The sequence below is a fragment of the Paenirhizobium cremeum genome (genome assembly GCF_047553425.1).
GTDB lineage: Bacteria > Pseudomonadota > Alphaproteobacteria > Rhizobiales > Rhizobiaceae > Allorhizobium > Allorhizobium cremeum.
Genome location: NZ_CP180219.1, coordinates 219138 through 234043, shown reverse-complemented (window position 1 = coordinate 234043; position 14906 = coordinate 219138). Strand labels below are relative to the sequence as shown.

The following is a 14906-nucleotide window of genomic DNA, read 5'->3' as shown; positions in this document are numbered from 1 at the left end:
GGACGAGTATGACAAGGGGCAAGAATTCACGCGTTGGGATCATGACTGGCGAGCGTCGCCGTCAAAGGACAAGGGTGCTTCTCGCATCCAGCATGCTCGCCTGCATGGCCGGCTTTGATCCGGGCGCCGCTTATGCCCAGGCGCGGACTGTCGCTGGCGCCACGGAAACCATCAGCTTCCACATCCCGGCCCAGCCGCTGTCGGCAGCCATAAATGCCTTCATTCGCCAGAGTGGCTGGCAGATCAGCTATTCGGCGAACCTTGCCGCCGGCAAGACCTCGACGGCGGTTTCCGGTAGCATGACGCCCTCGGCCGCCTTGCAGCAACTCGTGCAGGGTACAGGCATTGCGGTCAGGATCAGCGGTGCAGGTTCGGCGGCTCTCGTCGGCCCGCAGGCGACGGACGCAGGTGGAGCGGCGGCCGATGGATCGACGGTACTGGATACGATCACTGTGCAGGGGCAGCGTGGCGGCACCACGGAAGGAACGGGATCTTACACGACAGGTCAGATGAACACGGCGACCGGCCTTCCGCTTTCCATCCGGGAGACCCCGCAATCGGTGACGGTGGTGACGCGCCAGCGAATGGAGGATCAGGCCAGCAATTCGTTGCAGGATGTACTCGAAACGTCCAGTGGCATTTCCATCCAGAAGTATGACAGCGATCGGACCGAATATCTGGCGCGCGGCTTCACGGTTGGAGAGTTCCAGTATGATGGCGTGGTGATCCAGAACGAAGGGATCTACGATTTCGGTCTCACCAATCCCGACACGGCAATCTACGACAGGGTGGAAATCGTGAAGGGGGCGAACGGTTTGCTGCAAGGCTCGGGAAGTCCCGGTGCCGCCGTCAATCTCGTGCGCAAGCGACCGACTGACACCTTCCAGGCCTCCGTCACCGGAACGGCCGGATCCTGGAATGCCTATCGCACGGAGGCAGATGTTTCGGGCCCGCTTAACCCCGATGGATCGTTGCGCGGTCGCCTCGTCGGCTCGTTCGAGGATGCCGAATCCTACCTCGATCATTACGAGAAGAAATCGTTCAGTCTCTACGGCATTCTGGAAGCCGATATCACCGACAACACGACGCTGTCGCTCGGAGCCGACTATCAGCAGACCCGGCCACGGGGCTCGAGCTGGACCGGGCTGCCGATGTTCTTCAGCGACGGCAGCCGGACGGACTTCGACGTTTCGACCAATCCGGCAACCGACTGGAGCCGGCGCGACACCTTTACCAACAATATCTTCGTGACGCTCGACCACGAGTTCGACAACGGCTGGCAAGCCGACCTGACCTACAATCATCGCCGCAACGGGCATGACAGCGTGCTGGGTTCCGCCGGTAGTGGCTACCCGGACCCGGTAACCGGAGAAGGAGTCTATCAATATGTGGGCAAGTATTCCGGCCGACTGGTCCAGGACACCATCGATGCCAAGCTTTCGGGTCCCGTCGAACTTTTCGGTCGCGAGCACGACCTGATGTTCGGCGCAACGGCGTCTCATAAAACCACTAAGGGCCCGCTCTACGGCTATGGCGGCGTCAATTACGACCCCGCAGTCCCGAACTTCTTCACCTGGGACGGCAACACCGACGAGCCTGATTTCGATCTGACGGGGCGATACGAGAACAGCCTGACGCAGTACGGCGCCTATGCCGCAACGCGACTTCGGCCGACCGACGATCTGTCCGTCATCCTGGGCAGCCGCGTCAGTTGGTACGATTACGATGACCAGGGATCTTACGATAACGCTACGGGGACCTGGAGCGGCGCCAGCCAGTATTCGACGAATGGCAAGATTACCCCTTATCTCGGTGTGGTTTACGACCTGAACCAGGACTGGTCGGTCTATGCGAGCTATACTGGCATCTTCAAGCCGCAGGGAAACCAGGACGTCAACGGCGCCTATCTCGATCCTGAAGAAGGCCACAGCTACGAAGCCGGCGTGAAGGCCGAACTGTTGGATGGCAGGCTGAATACAAGTGCTGCGGTCTTCATGATCAAACAGGACAATCTGGCCGAGACGGCCGGTTACGACCCGGTATTGGGGCAAAACTACTATGAGGCTGTAGACGGTGTCACGACGAAGGGCTTCGAAATCGAGGCCTCCGGCGAGATCATGGCGGACTGGAACCTCTATGCGAGCTACACCTATTCCCACGCCCGAAAGGCGGATGGCGAGAGGGTCTATTCCTTCATCCAGACGACGGCCCCGGAAAATGTCGTCAAAATCTACACGACCTACACGCTGCCCGGCGAGTGGGACAAACTGACCATTGGCGGCGGTGTGCGTTGGCAGGACAAGATCTACGGCTATGTGTGGAGCCCGGCGAATGTCTATGAGGACATCACCCAGAAGAACGTGTTTCTGATCGATCTGATGGCCAAGTACAGGCTGAACGAGAAAGTCGACATAACGTTCAACGTGAAGAACCTGTTGAACGAAAAGTATTATGCCGGTCTCGGCAACTTCGACACCGGCTATTACGGCGAACCGCGCAGTTTCAGCGTTTCGACCAAGTACAAGTTCTGATCATGAGGCCGGTGACGCGACGCGCCTTGACGATGAGTGCGGCGGCAATGCTCTTGCCGCCTTGCCTCGCATGCGCGAATGTCGGCACCTATCCGCGGGTTATCGGTCACGCCTTCGGGCGCACCGAACTGCGCTCGGAGCCGCGCCGGCTGGTCACGATCGGATATGGCGACGAGGCGCCCTTTCTCGCACTCGGGCACAGGCCGATCGCCATCGTCTATTCCGGGATGTTTGCCAGCGGCATGACGCCCTGGTGTGAGCAGAAATTCAGCGCCATGAAGCCGGCGCTTCTCGATGGCAGCATCATCGATTTCGAAGAGATCGCGCGCCTCGATCCCGACGTCATCGTCGGGGTCTTTTCGCAGCTCGATGCCGCGTCCTACGACAGGCTGAGCCGGATCGCCCCGACGATTGCCTACCGCAGCGGACCCTATAGGGCAGGCTGGAAGGAACAGACGGAAATCGCGGGTGCGGTTCTGGGACTGGACGAGAAGGCGAGGCAGCTCATTGTCGAGACCGACCGTCTTCTGGGCAGTTATGGCGATGTCTATCCCGGGCTCAAGGGCCGGAGCTTCACCTTCGGTTCCTATTTCGCAGGCAGCAGCCGGATCGTCGTTTATCTGCCCGGCGAAACGCGGGTCGACTGGATGATCGGGATCGGCATGCAGCCGTCCCCGGGTGTTCAACGGCTCGCCACGGCATCTGGCGGTCATGTCTCGGCCGATGCCAGCCTCGAAGATCTGGACAGCGTCGCCGCCGATCTGCTTGTCATGTGGTACGAGCCCGGAGCCCGTACCGCTCTGGAAGGCCAGCGCCTGTTCCAGATGTTCCCGCCCGTCCGCGAAAGACGGTATGTCGGGCTCGATGATCCCGCAGAGATCTGGGCGGCATCCTGGCCGAGCGTTTTGGCCATTCCCTATGCATTCCCCAAAATCCTTCGTCGGATGGAAGCCGCCGTCAAGGCAGAGGCACACTAACATGCATGCAAACGCGCAAGCTCTTTCGGGCGTGCTGGATCACGATCACGATGCCTATGTGGAGGACAACTTTTTGGCCTCCGTGGTGTCGATCGGGCACCTGACGCCGGCGATGATCCGGGTCGTCTTGAGGCTGGAGGGCGGCGAGCGGTTGCTGCCAAGCGGGCATCCGGACGAGTGGGTGCGCCTTGCGGTGCCGGCGGATGACGAGACGCCGGTGGTGCTGCCGGTGCTCAGGGAGAATGGCCGGTGGGAGATGCCGGAGGGGGCGGACTATTCGCCGAACCGACCATACACCGTGCGCCGCTGGTATCCTGAGACCTGCGAGATGGTGCTCGACATGGTGGTGCATGAGGGCGGCGTGGCAGCCAACTGGGCGATGGGGGCCAAGGTCGGGGATATCGTCGGGATCTGCAATCCGGAGGGCCGGTTCTGGTTGCCGAAGGGCAGCCGGTGGCTGTTGATGCTGACGGATATTACGGGCTTGCCCGCGGTCGGCCGGGTGCTGGAGGAACTGCCGGAAGGGTTCAGGGTAATCGTGCATGTGGAGGTCCCGTCCGATGCCGACCGGCAGGAGATCGGGGAGATAATTGAGACGGTGGCGGATTTGGAGATATCTTGGCACACCTGTCACGGACTGAAGCCGGAGCGGCCGGGCTATACCGAACTGCCGCGCATTGCGCGGGAGATCCGGCAATTGCCGGATGGGCCAGGCTATATCTATATCGCAGGCGAAGCCAAGGCGGCGGCCGAGTGCCGCAAGCACTTCAGGGATACGCTCGGCTTCGACAAGCGTTGCATCGATGCCGTCGGCTACTGGATCGAAGGGCAGGCGCGGGTGTGAAGACTTTCCGCACTGCCATGTCTATCGAAACCGCTGCTCGAGCTGCTGCGCCCAAGCCGGGGCGGGCGCCTGGGCTGGCGACGGTAATGCTTGGTCTCGTCCTGCTGGCGGGCCTGTCGATCGCAAGCCTTTCGCTGGGCGTCCGATCGATCTCTGTTCAGACGATGGTCGATACCCTCCTGGCCTTTGACGATCGTCTGGTCGATCATGTCGTCGTGATGGATTACCGCCTGCCGCGGACCCTGCTGGCGCTCTTGTGCGGATCGGCCTTCGGCGTGTCGGGGGCGCTGATCCAGGCGGCGACGCGCAATCCGCTGGCCGATCCGGGGATCTTGGGCGTCAATGCGGGGGCGGCTTTCTTCGTGACGCTTGCGGTCGGGCTTTTCGGCTTTCAGTCGATCAACGCCTATCTGGGGTTTGCTCTTCTCGGCGCGGTACTGGTAACGCTCGCGGTCTACGGGCTGAGCATGATGGGGAGTGGACTGGCCGGGCGCGGTGGCGCAACTCCGGTGCGCCTGGTGCTGGCGGGGGTGGCGCTGTCGGCGTTGTTCGGCGGGATCGGCTCTTCGATCACGCTCTTGAACCCGCAGGCCTTCGATGCCATGCGCCAATGGTCGATCGGCGCGGTCGCCGGGCGCGACATGGCAGTGGTCGCGGCGGTTGCGCCCTTCATCGGGATCGGTCTTCTCATCGCATTGTTGAGCGCCCGCTCGCTGAATGCCGTGGCACTCGGCGAGGATCTTGCCGCCGCGTTCGGGGCCAGTCTTGTCCGCACGCGCATCCTGACACTGATTGCCGTGACGCTGCTGTCCGGAGCAGCCACGGCGGCCTGCGGCCCGATCGGCTTCATCGGCTTGATGGTGCCGCATGCGGTGCGCTGGCTCACCGGGCCGGACCAGCGTCGGATTATCCCCATGACCATGATCTATGCGCCGGTGCTGTTGCTGGCTGCCGATATTGCCGGGCGCTTGGTTCTTTATCCGGGCGAGTTGGAGGCGGGCATCGTCACCGCCTTCCTTGGCTCGCCGGTGCTGATTGCGCTGGCACGGCGCAGACAGGCGGGCGGATTATGACGATGCCATCCTCTCGCTCTCGTTCACCGTGTCCAACCGTACGGCTGGAATCTGGTCGAACCATTCTCACCCTTCGCCTCGCAGGTGATCGTCTGTCGTTCCGGTTCGAAAGACGCTTGCTCGCCATTCTGATGGTGCTGGTCCTGCTCATCGCGTCCCTTGCGGCGCTGTCGCTTCTGAGCGGCAAGTATCCGATTGCACTTGTCGATGTGTTGAGGGCTCTGGCGGGCCGGGGCGAGGATATGGTGCGGATGATCGTGGTGGAATGGCGTCTGCCGCGCGTGGCGCTTGCCGTTCTGCTTGGTGCCGCTCTCGGTGCAAGCGGTGCCATATTCCAGAGCCTGACGCGCAATCCGCTGGGAAGCCCTGATATCATCGGCTTCTCGGCGGGGTCCTACACCGGCGCGCTTGTCGTGATCCTGCTGTTTTCCGGCGGGTATTACGAGACGGCGCTCGGCGCGCTTGTCGGCGGGATGGCAACGGCTGCCGCCGTCTACCTGCTGGCCTGGCGGCGGGGCGTGGAGGGGTTCCGGCTCATCATCGTCGGCATTGGCGTTGCCGCCATGCTGTCTGCCGTCAATGCCTGGATGATCCGCGAGGCGAATCTTCAGGTGGCGATAGCCGCGGCCATTTGGGGGGCGGGATCGCTGAACGGGCTCGGAATCGAGCAGCTTGTGCCCGTCTCGCTGGTGCTCTGCATTCTGTTGCCGTTGACGCTTCTTCTGTCGCGCCCGATGCGCCAGCTGGAACTGGGGGAGGATCTCGCGCGTGCCTCTGGTGTGGATGCAGGCCAAACGCGGCTTTTGCTGATGGTGCTCGGCGTGGCGCTGACGGCGCTTGTGACCGCCACGGCGGGGCCTATTTCCTTCATCGCGCTCTGCGCCCCGCAGATTGCCCGCCGCATGACCCGCTCGGCCGGTGTCGCGCTCCTTCCCTCTGCACTGACCGGCGGGCTGCTGCTGCTGGCCGCAGACTGGGCCGTCCAGCATGCGCTTGGCATACAGCTTCCCGTTGGCGTGATGACGGTCGGCATCGGCGGGTTCTACTTCCTCTGGCTTCTCATTCGCGAGGGTCGCAAATGACCAGTTCCCAATCCGGCTCTGGCCGCCTGCATGCCGATACCATCACCCTGCGCTACGACGAGCGCACGATCTCCCGCGATCTCTCCGTTGCCATTCCCGATGGCGCCTTCACCGTCATTGTTGGGCCGAATGCCTGCGGCAAGTCCACCCTGCTGCGCGCGCTGTCGCGGCTGCTCGCCCCTGCCGCAGGTCAGGTGATCCTCGACGGCCGCAGCCTGCGCGATCACCCGTCAAAGGAGGTGGCTCGTCGCCTTGGCCTTCTGCCGCAGTCTTCCAGCGCTCCGGAGGGCATCACGGTTGCGGATCTGGTGGCGCGGGGCCGCTATCCGCACCAGTCTTTCCTGCGGCAATGGTCGAAGGCGGACGAGGAGGCGGTGGTTGACGCGATGGCGGCAACCCGTGTGACGGATCTCTCCTGGCGGCTGGTGGATGCGCTATCCGGTGGGCAGCGGCAGCGTGTCTGGATCGCCATGGTGCTGGCGCAGCAGACGCCGATCCTGCTGCTCGACGAGCCGACCACCTTCCTCGACATCGCCCATCAGATCGAGCTGATGGACCTGCTGGCCGATCTCAACGCTCAAGGTCGCACGATCGTCGCCGTGCTGCACGATCTCAATCAGGCCTGCCGTTATGCCACGCATCTGATCGCCATGAAGGATGGAGCAGTCCTTGCCGAAGGGCACCCGTCTTCGATCATCACGGAGCGACTGGTCGAGAAGGTCTTCGGCTTGCCTTCCGTCATCATTCCCGATCCCGTCACCGGTTCTCCGCTCATCGTGCCGAAGGGACGCACCATGCTGCCGGACACCTCTTCGGATTTTTGCGTAGACAAGGAAGGGACGGCGTCGTGAAGGACCTCCTAACGCGGTTCGCCGCCTATTACCGCCCCCATCGCGGCCTGTTTGTGCTCGATTTTTCCTCCGCCGTTGCCGCCGGGTTGCTGGAGCTCGCATTTCCCGTGGCGGTGACGGTCTTCATCGACAGGCTGCTTCCCACAAACCAGCTCGGTCTGATCGTGCTGGCGTCGCTCGGCCTGCTCCTTATTTACATTCTCAACGCCGGGCTACAGGTTATTGTCACCTACTGGGGCCATATGCTCGGTCTGAGGATCGAGACAGAGATGCGCCGCAAGGCCTTCGATCATCTTCAGAAGCTCTCTTTCGGGTTCTTCGACAACATGAAGACCGGCCATCTGGTGGCGCGGCTTACCAAGGATCTGGAGGAGATCGGCGAGGTGGCCCATCACGGGCCGGAGGATCTCTTCATCGCCTTGATGACGCTGATCGGCGCTTTGCTGCTGATGCTGTGGGTGCATGTACCATTGGCGCTCATTACAGCGATGCTCGTGCCGGTCACTGCCATTCTCACGACCGTCTACGGTCAGAGGATGACGGAGACCTGGCATGCTCTCTATGGCCGGGTGGCGGAATTCAACGCCCGTATCGAGGAAAATGTCGGCGGTATCCGCGTCGTGCAGGCCTTCGCCAACGAGGATCACGAGCGGGCGCTGTTTGCGCAGAACAACCGCAGCTACCTTGCGACCAAGCTCGAAGCCTACAAGGTGATGGCGGCCTCGATGTCGCTCTCCTATCTGTCGATGCGCTTCGTACAGGTCGTCGTGATGCTGGCTGGCGCATGGTTCGTGATGCGGGGGGAACTGACTGCGGGCGGCTTCGTCGGCTTCCTGCTCCTGCTCAACGTCTTCTTCAGCCCGCTCGAGAAGATCAACTCGATCATCGAGACCTATCCCAAAGGTCTCGCCGGTTTTCAGCGCTATTGCCATTTCCTCGATACGAGACCGGATATTGGCGATCACGACACCGCACAAACCGTCGCGCGGCTGGAAGGAGCCATTGATTACCGTAACGTGAGTTTCGGCTATCAGGCCGAAAGGCCGGTGCTGACGGGGTTGAACCTGTCGATCAAGGCGGGCGAGACGGTTGCTTTTGTCGGTTCGTCGGGGGCGGGCAAGACAACCATCTGTTCGCTTCTGCCGCGCTTCTACGAGGTGACGGAGGGGGCGATCCTGATCGACGGGATCGACATTCGCGACATGACCCTGAAGTCGCTGCGATCGAACATCGGCATCGTTGCTCAGGATGTATTTCTGTTCGCCGGCACGATCCGTAACAACATCGCCTACGGCCGTCTGGACGCCACGGAAGCGGAGATATTCGAGGCAGCCCGTCGTGCGCGGCTGGACAGCCTGATCGCATCGCTTCCGGCGGGCCTCGACACCGTCATCGGGGAGCGGGGGGTGAAGCTATCGGGCGGTCAGAAGCAGCGACTTGCCGTCGCGCGCATCTTCCTCAAGAACCCGCCGATCCTGATCCTCGATGAGGCGACCTCGGCGCTCGACACCGAGACGGAACGCGCCATCCAGCAATCTCTGGCGGAGCTGGCGGAAGGACGCACGACCCTGATCGTGGCCCACCGGCTTGCCACCGTTGCCCATGCGGATCGCATCCTCGTCGTGGAAGACGGCCACATCATCGAACAGGGAACCCACTCCGAGCTGATCGCCGGTGCGGGTGGTCGCTATAGGCAGCTTCACGCAGGGCAATCGCCGGTCAAATGATGGCTGTTAACCATCGGAATCTAACCGCTGCATCGCTTGCGGCTTAGTGTGAGCAAGGGGAGGAATACGACTGAAACGCGGGCCTCCCAGAAATAGTCACCGCCATCCCGTCTTCTTTCGCAGGCGCGGCGCACACAACGGTTCCTAAGTGAGGCACGATGCGCACTGTCCGCCGGGTGACGTCTGACATAGCGTAACGCGACGGCCGCTTGTAGTTCCGGAGCCACATGCGTTGTGTGTTCACCGCATACACCGAAGTCCTGCCAGGAGATTGCCGGACAAAGTCCGTACCTTCGCGTGAACTATCCAAGCGGGTCCCCGGTTCGTATCCCTTCAGACCTTCTAAGGAATGATCCGTCCCTGAAGTGCTGGCGACTGGACAAACAGGCTTCCACGACACCCTGATCAGTCACTCTTCCTCGAGAAGTCGGACCACGCTCTGCTTCATGTGGAAGTTCATGGCCGAACGCGCGCCTTCAACGTCACCGGCCTTGATCGCTTCCAATATAGCTCTGTGCTCGTCAACGACGCGCGGCACGACCTGATCGGGCGGACGATCCTGGAGCTTCCTGGTAAATTCGATGGTGAGGCGGATCTGGTCTTTCAGCGATCGCAAGGTGAAAGCGAAATAGGGATTCGCGGTAGCCTGAGCAATCGCAAGGTGAAAGGCAAAGTCTGCCTCAAAGACGCTTTCTCCCGGAGGCAGCGCAAGCATTCGATCATACGCCGTCTGGATGGCGGCGGTTGCGTGGGGATCATGCACCCTTGCCGCGTCTTCGGCTGCGGCACATTCGATGACCTCGCGGAAACGCAGGCAACGCCTCATGTCGAAAACGGTCTGGATCGACGGGCCCTGTCCGTCGGCGGCAGCCGGCAGGATATCGGCCTTCGGCTGAACGAAATTGGCTGAGCCGCGCCGCGAGACAATCCTTCCCGCGTCACGCATCTGAACAAGCGCCTTGCGCAGCACCGGTCGGGAAACGCCGAACTGTTGCGCCAGTTCTGCCTCGGGCGGAAGGCGTCCCCCATTGTGCCAAGCTGGCTGTGCCAGCATGGTTTCAAGCTGCGCAAGGACATGTGAGGACATGTCCCTCAGGGGTCGAATCTGCTGGCTGCTCTGGTTCATCTTTCCACTCTAACGTCTTCTGGACGAAAGCTCCATAGCTCTCAAATTTACACATTGTAACTAATATTGACAAATTAGTTACGATGCGTAGGATCGGGGCAGCTGATGAGGACATCTCTCTTTCTTGAGATGATTGGAATGACGGAGGAGGACCTAAATGTTTGCGGCGTCAGTAGAAGCGCAGGATAACGCGTTGTATCCAGTAGCGGGCGCTCCGGTCATCAAGTCGTTGAAGGCCATCCCGGTTGCAGGCCGCGACAGCATGCTCCTCAACCTCAGCGGAGCTCACGCACCATTCTTCACGCGCAACCTCGTGGTCATCACCGATAGTGCCGGCAATACGGGAATTGGCGAAGTCCCGGGCGGCGAGGCGATCAGGAAGACGCTCGAAGAGTCCGAGCCCTTGTTGGTCGGGAAATCGATCGGGAACTACAAGGCCCTGCTCGAGGCCGTCCGCGTCGCTTTCATGGATCGCGACGCCGGCGGTCGCGGTCTGCAGACCTTCGACCTGCGCACGACAATCCACGTCGTGACCGCGATCGAGGCGGCGCTTCTGGATCTTTTGGGCAAGCACCTGGACGTTCCGGTCGCGGCGTTGCTCGGCGATGGGCAGAAGCGGGATCGCGTTCAGATGCTCGGCTATCTGTTCTATGTCGGAGACAGTGGTAAGACCGATCTGCCGTATCGCAACGGGGAAGGAGCCGTCGATGAGTGGACCCGGCTCCGTGACCGGGAGGCGCTCACTCCGGAAGCCATCGTTCGCCTCGCCGAGGCCGCACAGGAGCGATACGGCTTCCAGGACTTCAAGTTGAAGGGCGGTGTCCTTGCCGGCGAAAAGGAGATCGAGGCGGTAACGGCCCTGGCCAAACGTTTCCCGGGAGCGCGCATAACCCTCGATCCGAATGGGGCTTGGTCACTCGAGGAAGCGATCCGTCTCTGCAAGGGCCGCAACGATGTCCTGTCCTATGCGGAAGACCCTTGCGGGGCGGAGCAGGGTTTCTCCGGCCGTGAGGTGATGGCCGAATTCCGCAGAGCCACCGGGCTGCCCACGGCGACCAACATGGTTGCAACCGATTGGCGACAGATGGCGCATGCCATCCAATTGCAGTCAGTCGATATTCCCCTGGCCGATCCGCATTTTTGGACGATGCAGGGATCCGTACGAGTGGCTCAGCTTTGCGAAGCATTCGGAATGACCTGGGGGTCACACTCGAACAATCATTTTGATGTCTCACTTGCCATGTTCACCCACGTTGGAGCGGCAGCACCCGGACGGGTCACGGCGCTGGATACCCACTGGATTTGGCAGGACGGTCAGCGGTTGACACGTGAACCCTTCGAGATTGTGGACGGCTATGTGACGGTGCCGACAAAGCCAGGCCTTGGCATCGAACTCGACATGGACCGCGTGGAGGAGGCGCATCAACTCTATCTGAAACATGGGTTGGGCGCGCGCGATGATGCGGGGGCAATGCAGTATCTCGTCAAGGACTGGCGCTTCGACAACAAGCGCCCATGCCTCGTGAGGTAGCCGCCGAAAAGTAATGCCGTGTCGGCGCAAGCCGAAGCGGAACGGGAGACCAGCAACACTTAAGGAGGAGAAGTGGCATGACGAAGAGGACACTACTGGGACTGGCCTTCGGCCTGACGATCGGCTTTGCGGCTCAACTGGTTTCGGCAAATGCGCAGGAACAGGTAACGATTATCGTTCCGTTCCCGCCGGGCGGCGCAACCGACACGACCGCGCGTTTTATCGAGCCGAAACTTTCTGCGACACTCGGGCAGCCGGTCGTCATCGACAACAGGCCGGGTGCCACCGGAGCCATCGGCGCAGGTCTCGTCGCTCAGGCCGCAGCGGATGGAAAGACGCTGCTGGTCGCATCGCTCGGCACGTTTGCAACCAATCCCTTCCTGCAGAAGAACCTCTCCTACGATCCGCTCAAGGATTTCGACCTGCTCACAGTCGCGGTCAGCACGCCGAACGTCTTGGTGACGCATCCCGGCTTTAAAGCGACGACGGTCGAGGAGTTGGTCGCCACCATGAAGGAAAATCCGGATACCGTGAGCTTCGCCAATTCCGGTAATGGCTCGTCTGACCATTTGACGGCCGCACTCTTCTTCCAGGCGACAGACACGAAGGGCGTTCACGTCTCGTACAAGGGCGGGTCTGCTGCGCAGGCCGACCTGATCGGTGGTCATGTCGACGTTTCTTTCCAGAATCTTGGCGCGATCATCAATTACGTCAAGGAAGGGCAGATGAAAGCGCTGGCCCAGACGGGTGAAACCCGTCACCCGCTCCTTCCTGACGTACCGACGCTGACAGAACTTGGCTATAAGGACATCGTTGTCAGCGCCTGGCAGGGTGTTGCAGCGCCGAAAGGTCTGCCTGCCGAAACCAAGGCCAAGCTCAACGAAGGCCTCAAAGCAGCGCTCTCCGATCCGGACGTCATCGCCAAGTTCAACGAGATCGGCTTCCAGGTCGTCGGAAATTCCAACGAGGAGTTCTTGGCCTTCCTTCAGGAGGATATGGCCCGCTGGAAGAACGTCATCGAAACCGGAAACATCACAGCTGAATAAGCTAGGCGGGCGTGGTCGCAGCACGGCGGCCACGCCTCCTCATATCGACAAACGTGGTGAGAGGTCTCTCAGGCCTGCCCGCTGCGAAGGGAGAAATGTGATGCTTTCCTTTGTAAATGGACCGAAAGATTTCTGGGCCGGAATAGTCTACGTCTGCCTCGGCACAGGGTTTGCCCTCGTGGCCCGCGACTATTCCCTGGGAACGGCAACAAGAATGGGCCCAGGCTATTTCCCGACCGTATTGGGAGGCCTCCTCGCATGCGTTGGTCTGATCTCGGTCGTCCGAGGGATCACCCGCAGCGGAGAACCGCTGGAAGCGTTTGCCTGGCGGCCAGTCGTCTTCGTATCGCTCTCCCTCATCTTGTTTGCCGTTCTCCTGATGGGAGCCGGATTGATCCTCGCATTGGCAGCGCTCCTGCTCACCGCTCCCATGGCGGCGCAGTCTTTTAGATACTCCGTTACCGGCGCGTTGGCGGCGATCGCCCTGATTGCATTTTGTGCGTTGGTCTTTGTCGAAGCGCTTGGGCTTCCATTGCCGTTGATCGGCAACTGGCTTGGAGGCTGAGGGAACTGTGATGGACTTTTCAGGGATCATCCTGGGCGCAACCGCGGCCTTCAGCGCCTATAATCTGCTGTATTGCCTGATCGGGTGCTTTCTCGGCACGGCTATCGGCGTTCTCCCCGGACTGGGGCCAGTCGCCACGATTTCGATGCTGCTACCGATCACGTTCGGCCTTCCGCCCGAGACCGCCTTAATCATGCTGGCTGGCATTTTCTACGGCGCACAGTATGGCGGCTCCACGACGGCAATTCTCGTCAATCTTCCGGGCGAAGCCTCCTCAGTGGTCACCGCTCTGGACGGCTACCAGATGGCTCGACAGGGAAAGGGGGGGCAGGCCCTTGCGACTGCTGCCATCGGATCCTTCATTGCCGGTACGCTGGCAACACTGCTGGTGGGGTTTGTCGCGCCGATCTTGTCCCTGTTCGCGCTTAAGTTCGGTCCTGCAGAATATTTTTCGCTGATGGTTCTCGGATTGATCGCGGCGATCGTTCTCGCTCACGGCTCGGTGCTGCATGCTTTCGGGATGATGCTGCTTGGTCTGCTTCTTGGCCTTGTCGGAACGGACGTCAATTCCGGCGTGCAGCGCTTCACCGGCGGGACGCCGCAGCTTCTGGATGGCATAAGCTTTGTGATCGTTGCGATGGGCATATTCGGCATCGGCGAGATCATCGCCAATCTCGGTGACCGCAAAAGCGAAAACACGCAACTGGCCCAGATCACGAGACTGATGCCGACCCTTTCCGAGCTTCGCGCCATGCTACCGCCGGTATTGAGAGGCACAGCCTTGGGCTCCGTTCTGGGCATCCTGCCGGGCGGAGGCGCGACTTTGGCCTCGTTCTCCGCCTATGCGCTGGAGAAGAAAGTCTCCTCGAAACCCGAAGAGTTCGGTCACGGGGCTTTGGCAGGACTTGCTGGCCCGGAATCGGCAAACAATGCCGCGGCACAAACCTCGTTCATTCCGATGCTGACGCTCGGCATCCCGTCGAACCCGGTCATGGCCCTGATGATCGGCGCGTTGATCATGCAGGGCATTCAGCCCGGCCCTTCGGTGATCCATGAACAGCCGATGCTGTTCTGGGCCATCGTGATCTCGATGTGGATCGGCAATGTCATGCTGCTGGTTTTGAACCTGCCATTGATCGGGATCTGGGTAAGGATGATCTCGGTGCGCTACAGCCTGCTGTTCCCGGCGATCCTGGTGTTTTGCGCAGTCGGTGTGTTCAGCATCAACAAGTCTCTTTTCGACGTCTACCTTATGGTCGGTTTTGGTGTCGCGGGTTACATGCTCCGCCGCCTGGATTGTGAACCCGCACCATTGCTGCTCGGCTTCATCCTGGGCCCGATGATGGAAGAATATCTTCGACGGGCCATGCTTCTCGCCAAAGGCGATCCGACTGTCTTCCTCACGCACCCCATCAGCGCGGTGATGCTCATGATTGCTGCGGTTCTTCTGCTGACTATGGCAGCACCGGCGGTCAGGCGCAAAAGGGAGGAAGCCTTCGTGGAGGAATAGAATTCGGCGCCTGAGGCAAACGAGCCGCGATCAATAGCGGCAG

Annotated in this window: 12 protein-coding genes; 11 read left to right on the top strand and 1 reads right to left on the bottom strand. The window is 61.0% G+C overall.

Annotated elements, in window-relative coordinates; translation table 11 throughout:
- Window positions 1-74: 74 nt before the first annotated feature.
- Genes ACLBKR_RS22530 through ACLBKR_RS22500 form a run of 7 tightly spaced genes read left to right on the top strand, consistent with a single transcriptional unit; the run spans window position 75 to window position 9085 of the window.
- Window positions 75-2531, top strand: coding sequence for a TonB-dependent siderophore receptor (locus ACLBKR_RS22530; protein ID WP_244711524.1), 2457 nt, complete (start codon window positions 75-77; stop codon window positions 2529-2531).
- A gap of 2 nt (window positions 2532-2533) precedes the next feature.
- Window positions 2534-3508, top strand: a complete 975-nt coding sequence (locus ACLBKR_RS22525; RefSeq protein ID WP_112829723.1) for an ABC transporter substrate-binding protein — start codon at window positions 2534-2536, stop codon at window positions 3506-3508.
- Window position 3509: 1 nt separating this feature from the next.
- A complete protein-coding gene (locus tag ACLBKR_RS22520; RefSeq protein WP_162748332.1) occupies window positions 3510-4352 on the top strand; it encodes a siderophore-interacting protein in 843 nt (280 codons plus the stop codon).
- Window positions 4353-4369: 17 nt separating this feature from the next.
- A complete protein-coding gene (locus ACLBKR_RS22515; protein ID WP_113340071.1) occupies window positions 4370-5425 on the top strand; it encodes an iron chelate uptake ABC transporter family permease subunit in 1056 nt (351 codons plus the stop codon).
- Window positions 5422-6507, top strand: coding sequence for an iron chelate uptake ABC transporter family permease subunit (locus tag ACLBKR_RS22510; RefSeq protein WP_113340070.1), 1086 nt, complete (start codon window positions 5422-5424; stop codon window positions 6505-6507). Before ACLBKR_RS22515 ends, ACLBKR_RS22510 begins: the two co-directional genes overlap by 4 nt.
- Window positions 6504-7358, top strand: coding sequence for an ABC transporter ATP-binding protein (locus tag ACLBKR_RS22505; RefSeq protein WP_113340069.1), 855 nt, complete (start codon window positions 6504-6506; stop codon window positions 7356-7358). Before ACLBKR_RS22510 ends, ACLBKR_RS22505 begins: the two co-directional genes overlap by 4 nt.
- Window positions 7355-9085: an ABC transporter ATP-binding protein gene (locus ACLBKR_RS22500; RefSeq protein ID WP_113486416.1), complete on the top strand. Its 1731-nt coding sequence runs from the start codon at window positions 7355-7357 to the stop codon at window positions 9083-9085. The genes ACLBKR_RS22505 and ACLBKR_RS22500 overlap by 4 nt, the downstream gene beginning before the upstream one ends.
- A 409-nt stretch (window positions 9086-9494) precedes the next feature.
- Here the strand turns inward: ACLBKR_RS22500 and ACLBKR_RS22495 are convergent, their stop codons facing one another.
- Window positions 9495-10211: a FadR/GntR family transcriptional regulator gene (locus ACLBKR_RS22495; RefSeq protein ID WP_112829728.1), complete on the bottom strand. Its 717-nt coding sequence runs from the start codon at window positions 10209-10211 to the stop codon at window positions 9495-9497.
- A gap of 157 nt (window positions 10212-10368) precedes the next feature.
- Between ACLBKR_RS22495 and gudD the strand changes: the two genes are divergently transcribed.
- The 4 genes from gudD to ACLBKR_RS22475 all read left to right on the top strand — a co-directional run bounded on the left by gudD (window position 10369) and on the right by ACLBKR_RS22475 (window position 14863).
- A complete protein-coding gene (gudD, locus tag ACLBKR_RS22490; RefSeq protein WP_113444183.1) occupies window positions 10369-11742 on the top strand; it encodes a glucarate dehydratase in 1374 nt (457 codons plus the stop codon).
- Window positions 11743-11819: 77 nt separating this feature from the next.
- Entirely contained in the window at window positions 11820-12788 is a 969-nt protein-coding gene (locus ACLBKR_RS22485; protein WP_113446832.1) for a tripartite tricarboxylate transporter substrate binding protein, read from the top strand.
- Window positions 12789-12888: 100 nt separating this feature from the next.
- Window positions 12889-13353, top strand: a complete 465-nt coding sequence (locus ACLBKR_RS22480; protein WP_414902136.1) for a tripartite tricarboxylate transporter TctB family protein — start codon at window positions 12889-12891, stop codon at window positions 13351-13353.
- 10 nt (window positions 13354-13363) lie between these two features.
- Window positions 13364-14863: a tripartite tricarboxylate transporter permease gene (locus ACLBKR_RS22475; RefSeq protein ID WP_113446834.1), complete on the top strand. Its 1500-nt coding sequence runs from the start codon at window positions 13364-13366 to the stop codon at window positions 14861-14863.
- Window positions 14864-14906 lie beyond the last annotated feature (43 nt).

Bases quoted from the DNA above. Each gene is read 5' to 3' on its own strand.
- ACLBKR_RS22525 (WP_112829723.1), top strand. From the start codon at position 2,534: ATGAGGCCGGTGACGCGACGCGCCTTGACGATGAGTGCGGCGGCAATG.
- ACLBKR_RS22520 (WP_162748332.1), top strand. From the start codon at position 3,510: ATGCATGCAAACGCGCAAGCTCTTTCGGGCGTGCTGGATCACGATCAC.
- ACLBKR_RS22515 (WP_113340071.1), top strand. From the start codon at position 4,370: ATGTCTATCGAAACCGCTGCTCGAGCTGCTGCGCCCAAGCCGGGGCGG.
- ACLBKR_RS22480 (WP_414902136.1), top strand. From the start codon at position 12,889: ATGCTTTCCTTTGTAAATGGACCGAAAGATTTCTGGGCCGGAATAGTC.
- ACLBKR_RS22475 (WP_113446834.1), top strand. From the start codon at position 13,364: ATGGACTTTTCAGGGATCATCCTGGGCGCAACCGCGGCCTTCAGCGCC.
- gudD (WP_113444183.1), top strand. From the start codon at position 10,369: ATGTTTGCGGCGTCAGTAGAAGCGCAGGATAACGCGTTGTATCCAGTA.
- ACLBKR_RS22495 (WP_112829728.1), bottom strand. From the start codon at position 10,211: ATGAACCAGAGCAGCCAGCAGATTCGACCCCTGAGGGACATGTCCTCA.
- ACLBKR_RS22505 (WP_113340069.1), top strand. From the start codon at position 6,504: ATGACCAGTTCCCAATCCGGCTCTGGCCGCCTGCATGCCGATACCATC.
- ACLBKR_RS22510 (WP_113340070.1), top strand. From the start codon at position 5,422: ATGACGATGCCATCCTCTCGCTCTCGTTCACCGTGTCCAACCGTACGG.
- ACLBKR_RS22485 (WP_113446832.1), top strand. From the start codon at position 11,820: ATGACGAAGAGGACACTACTGGGACTGGCCTTCGGCCTGACGATCGGC.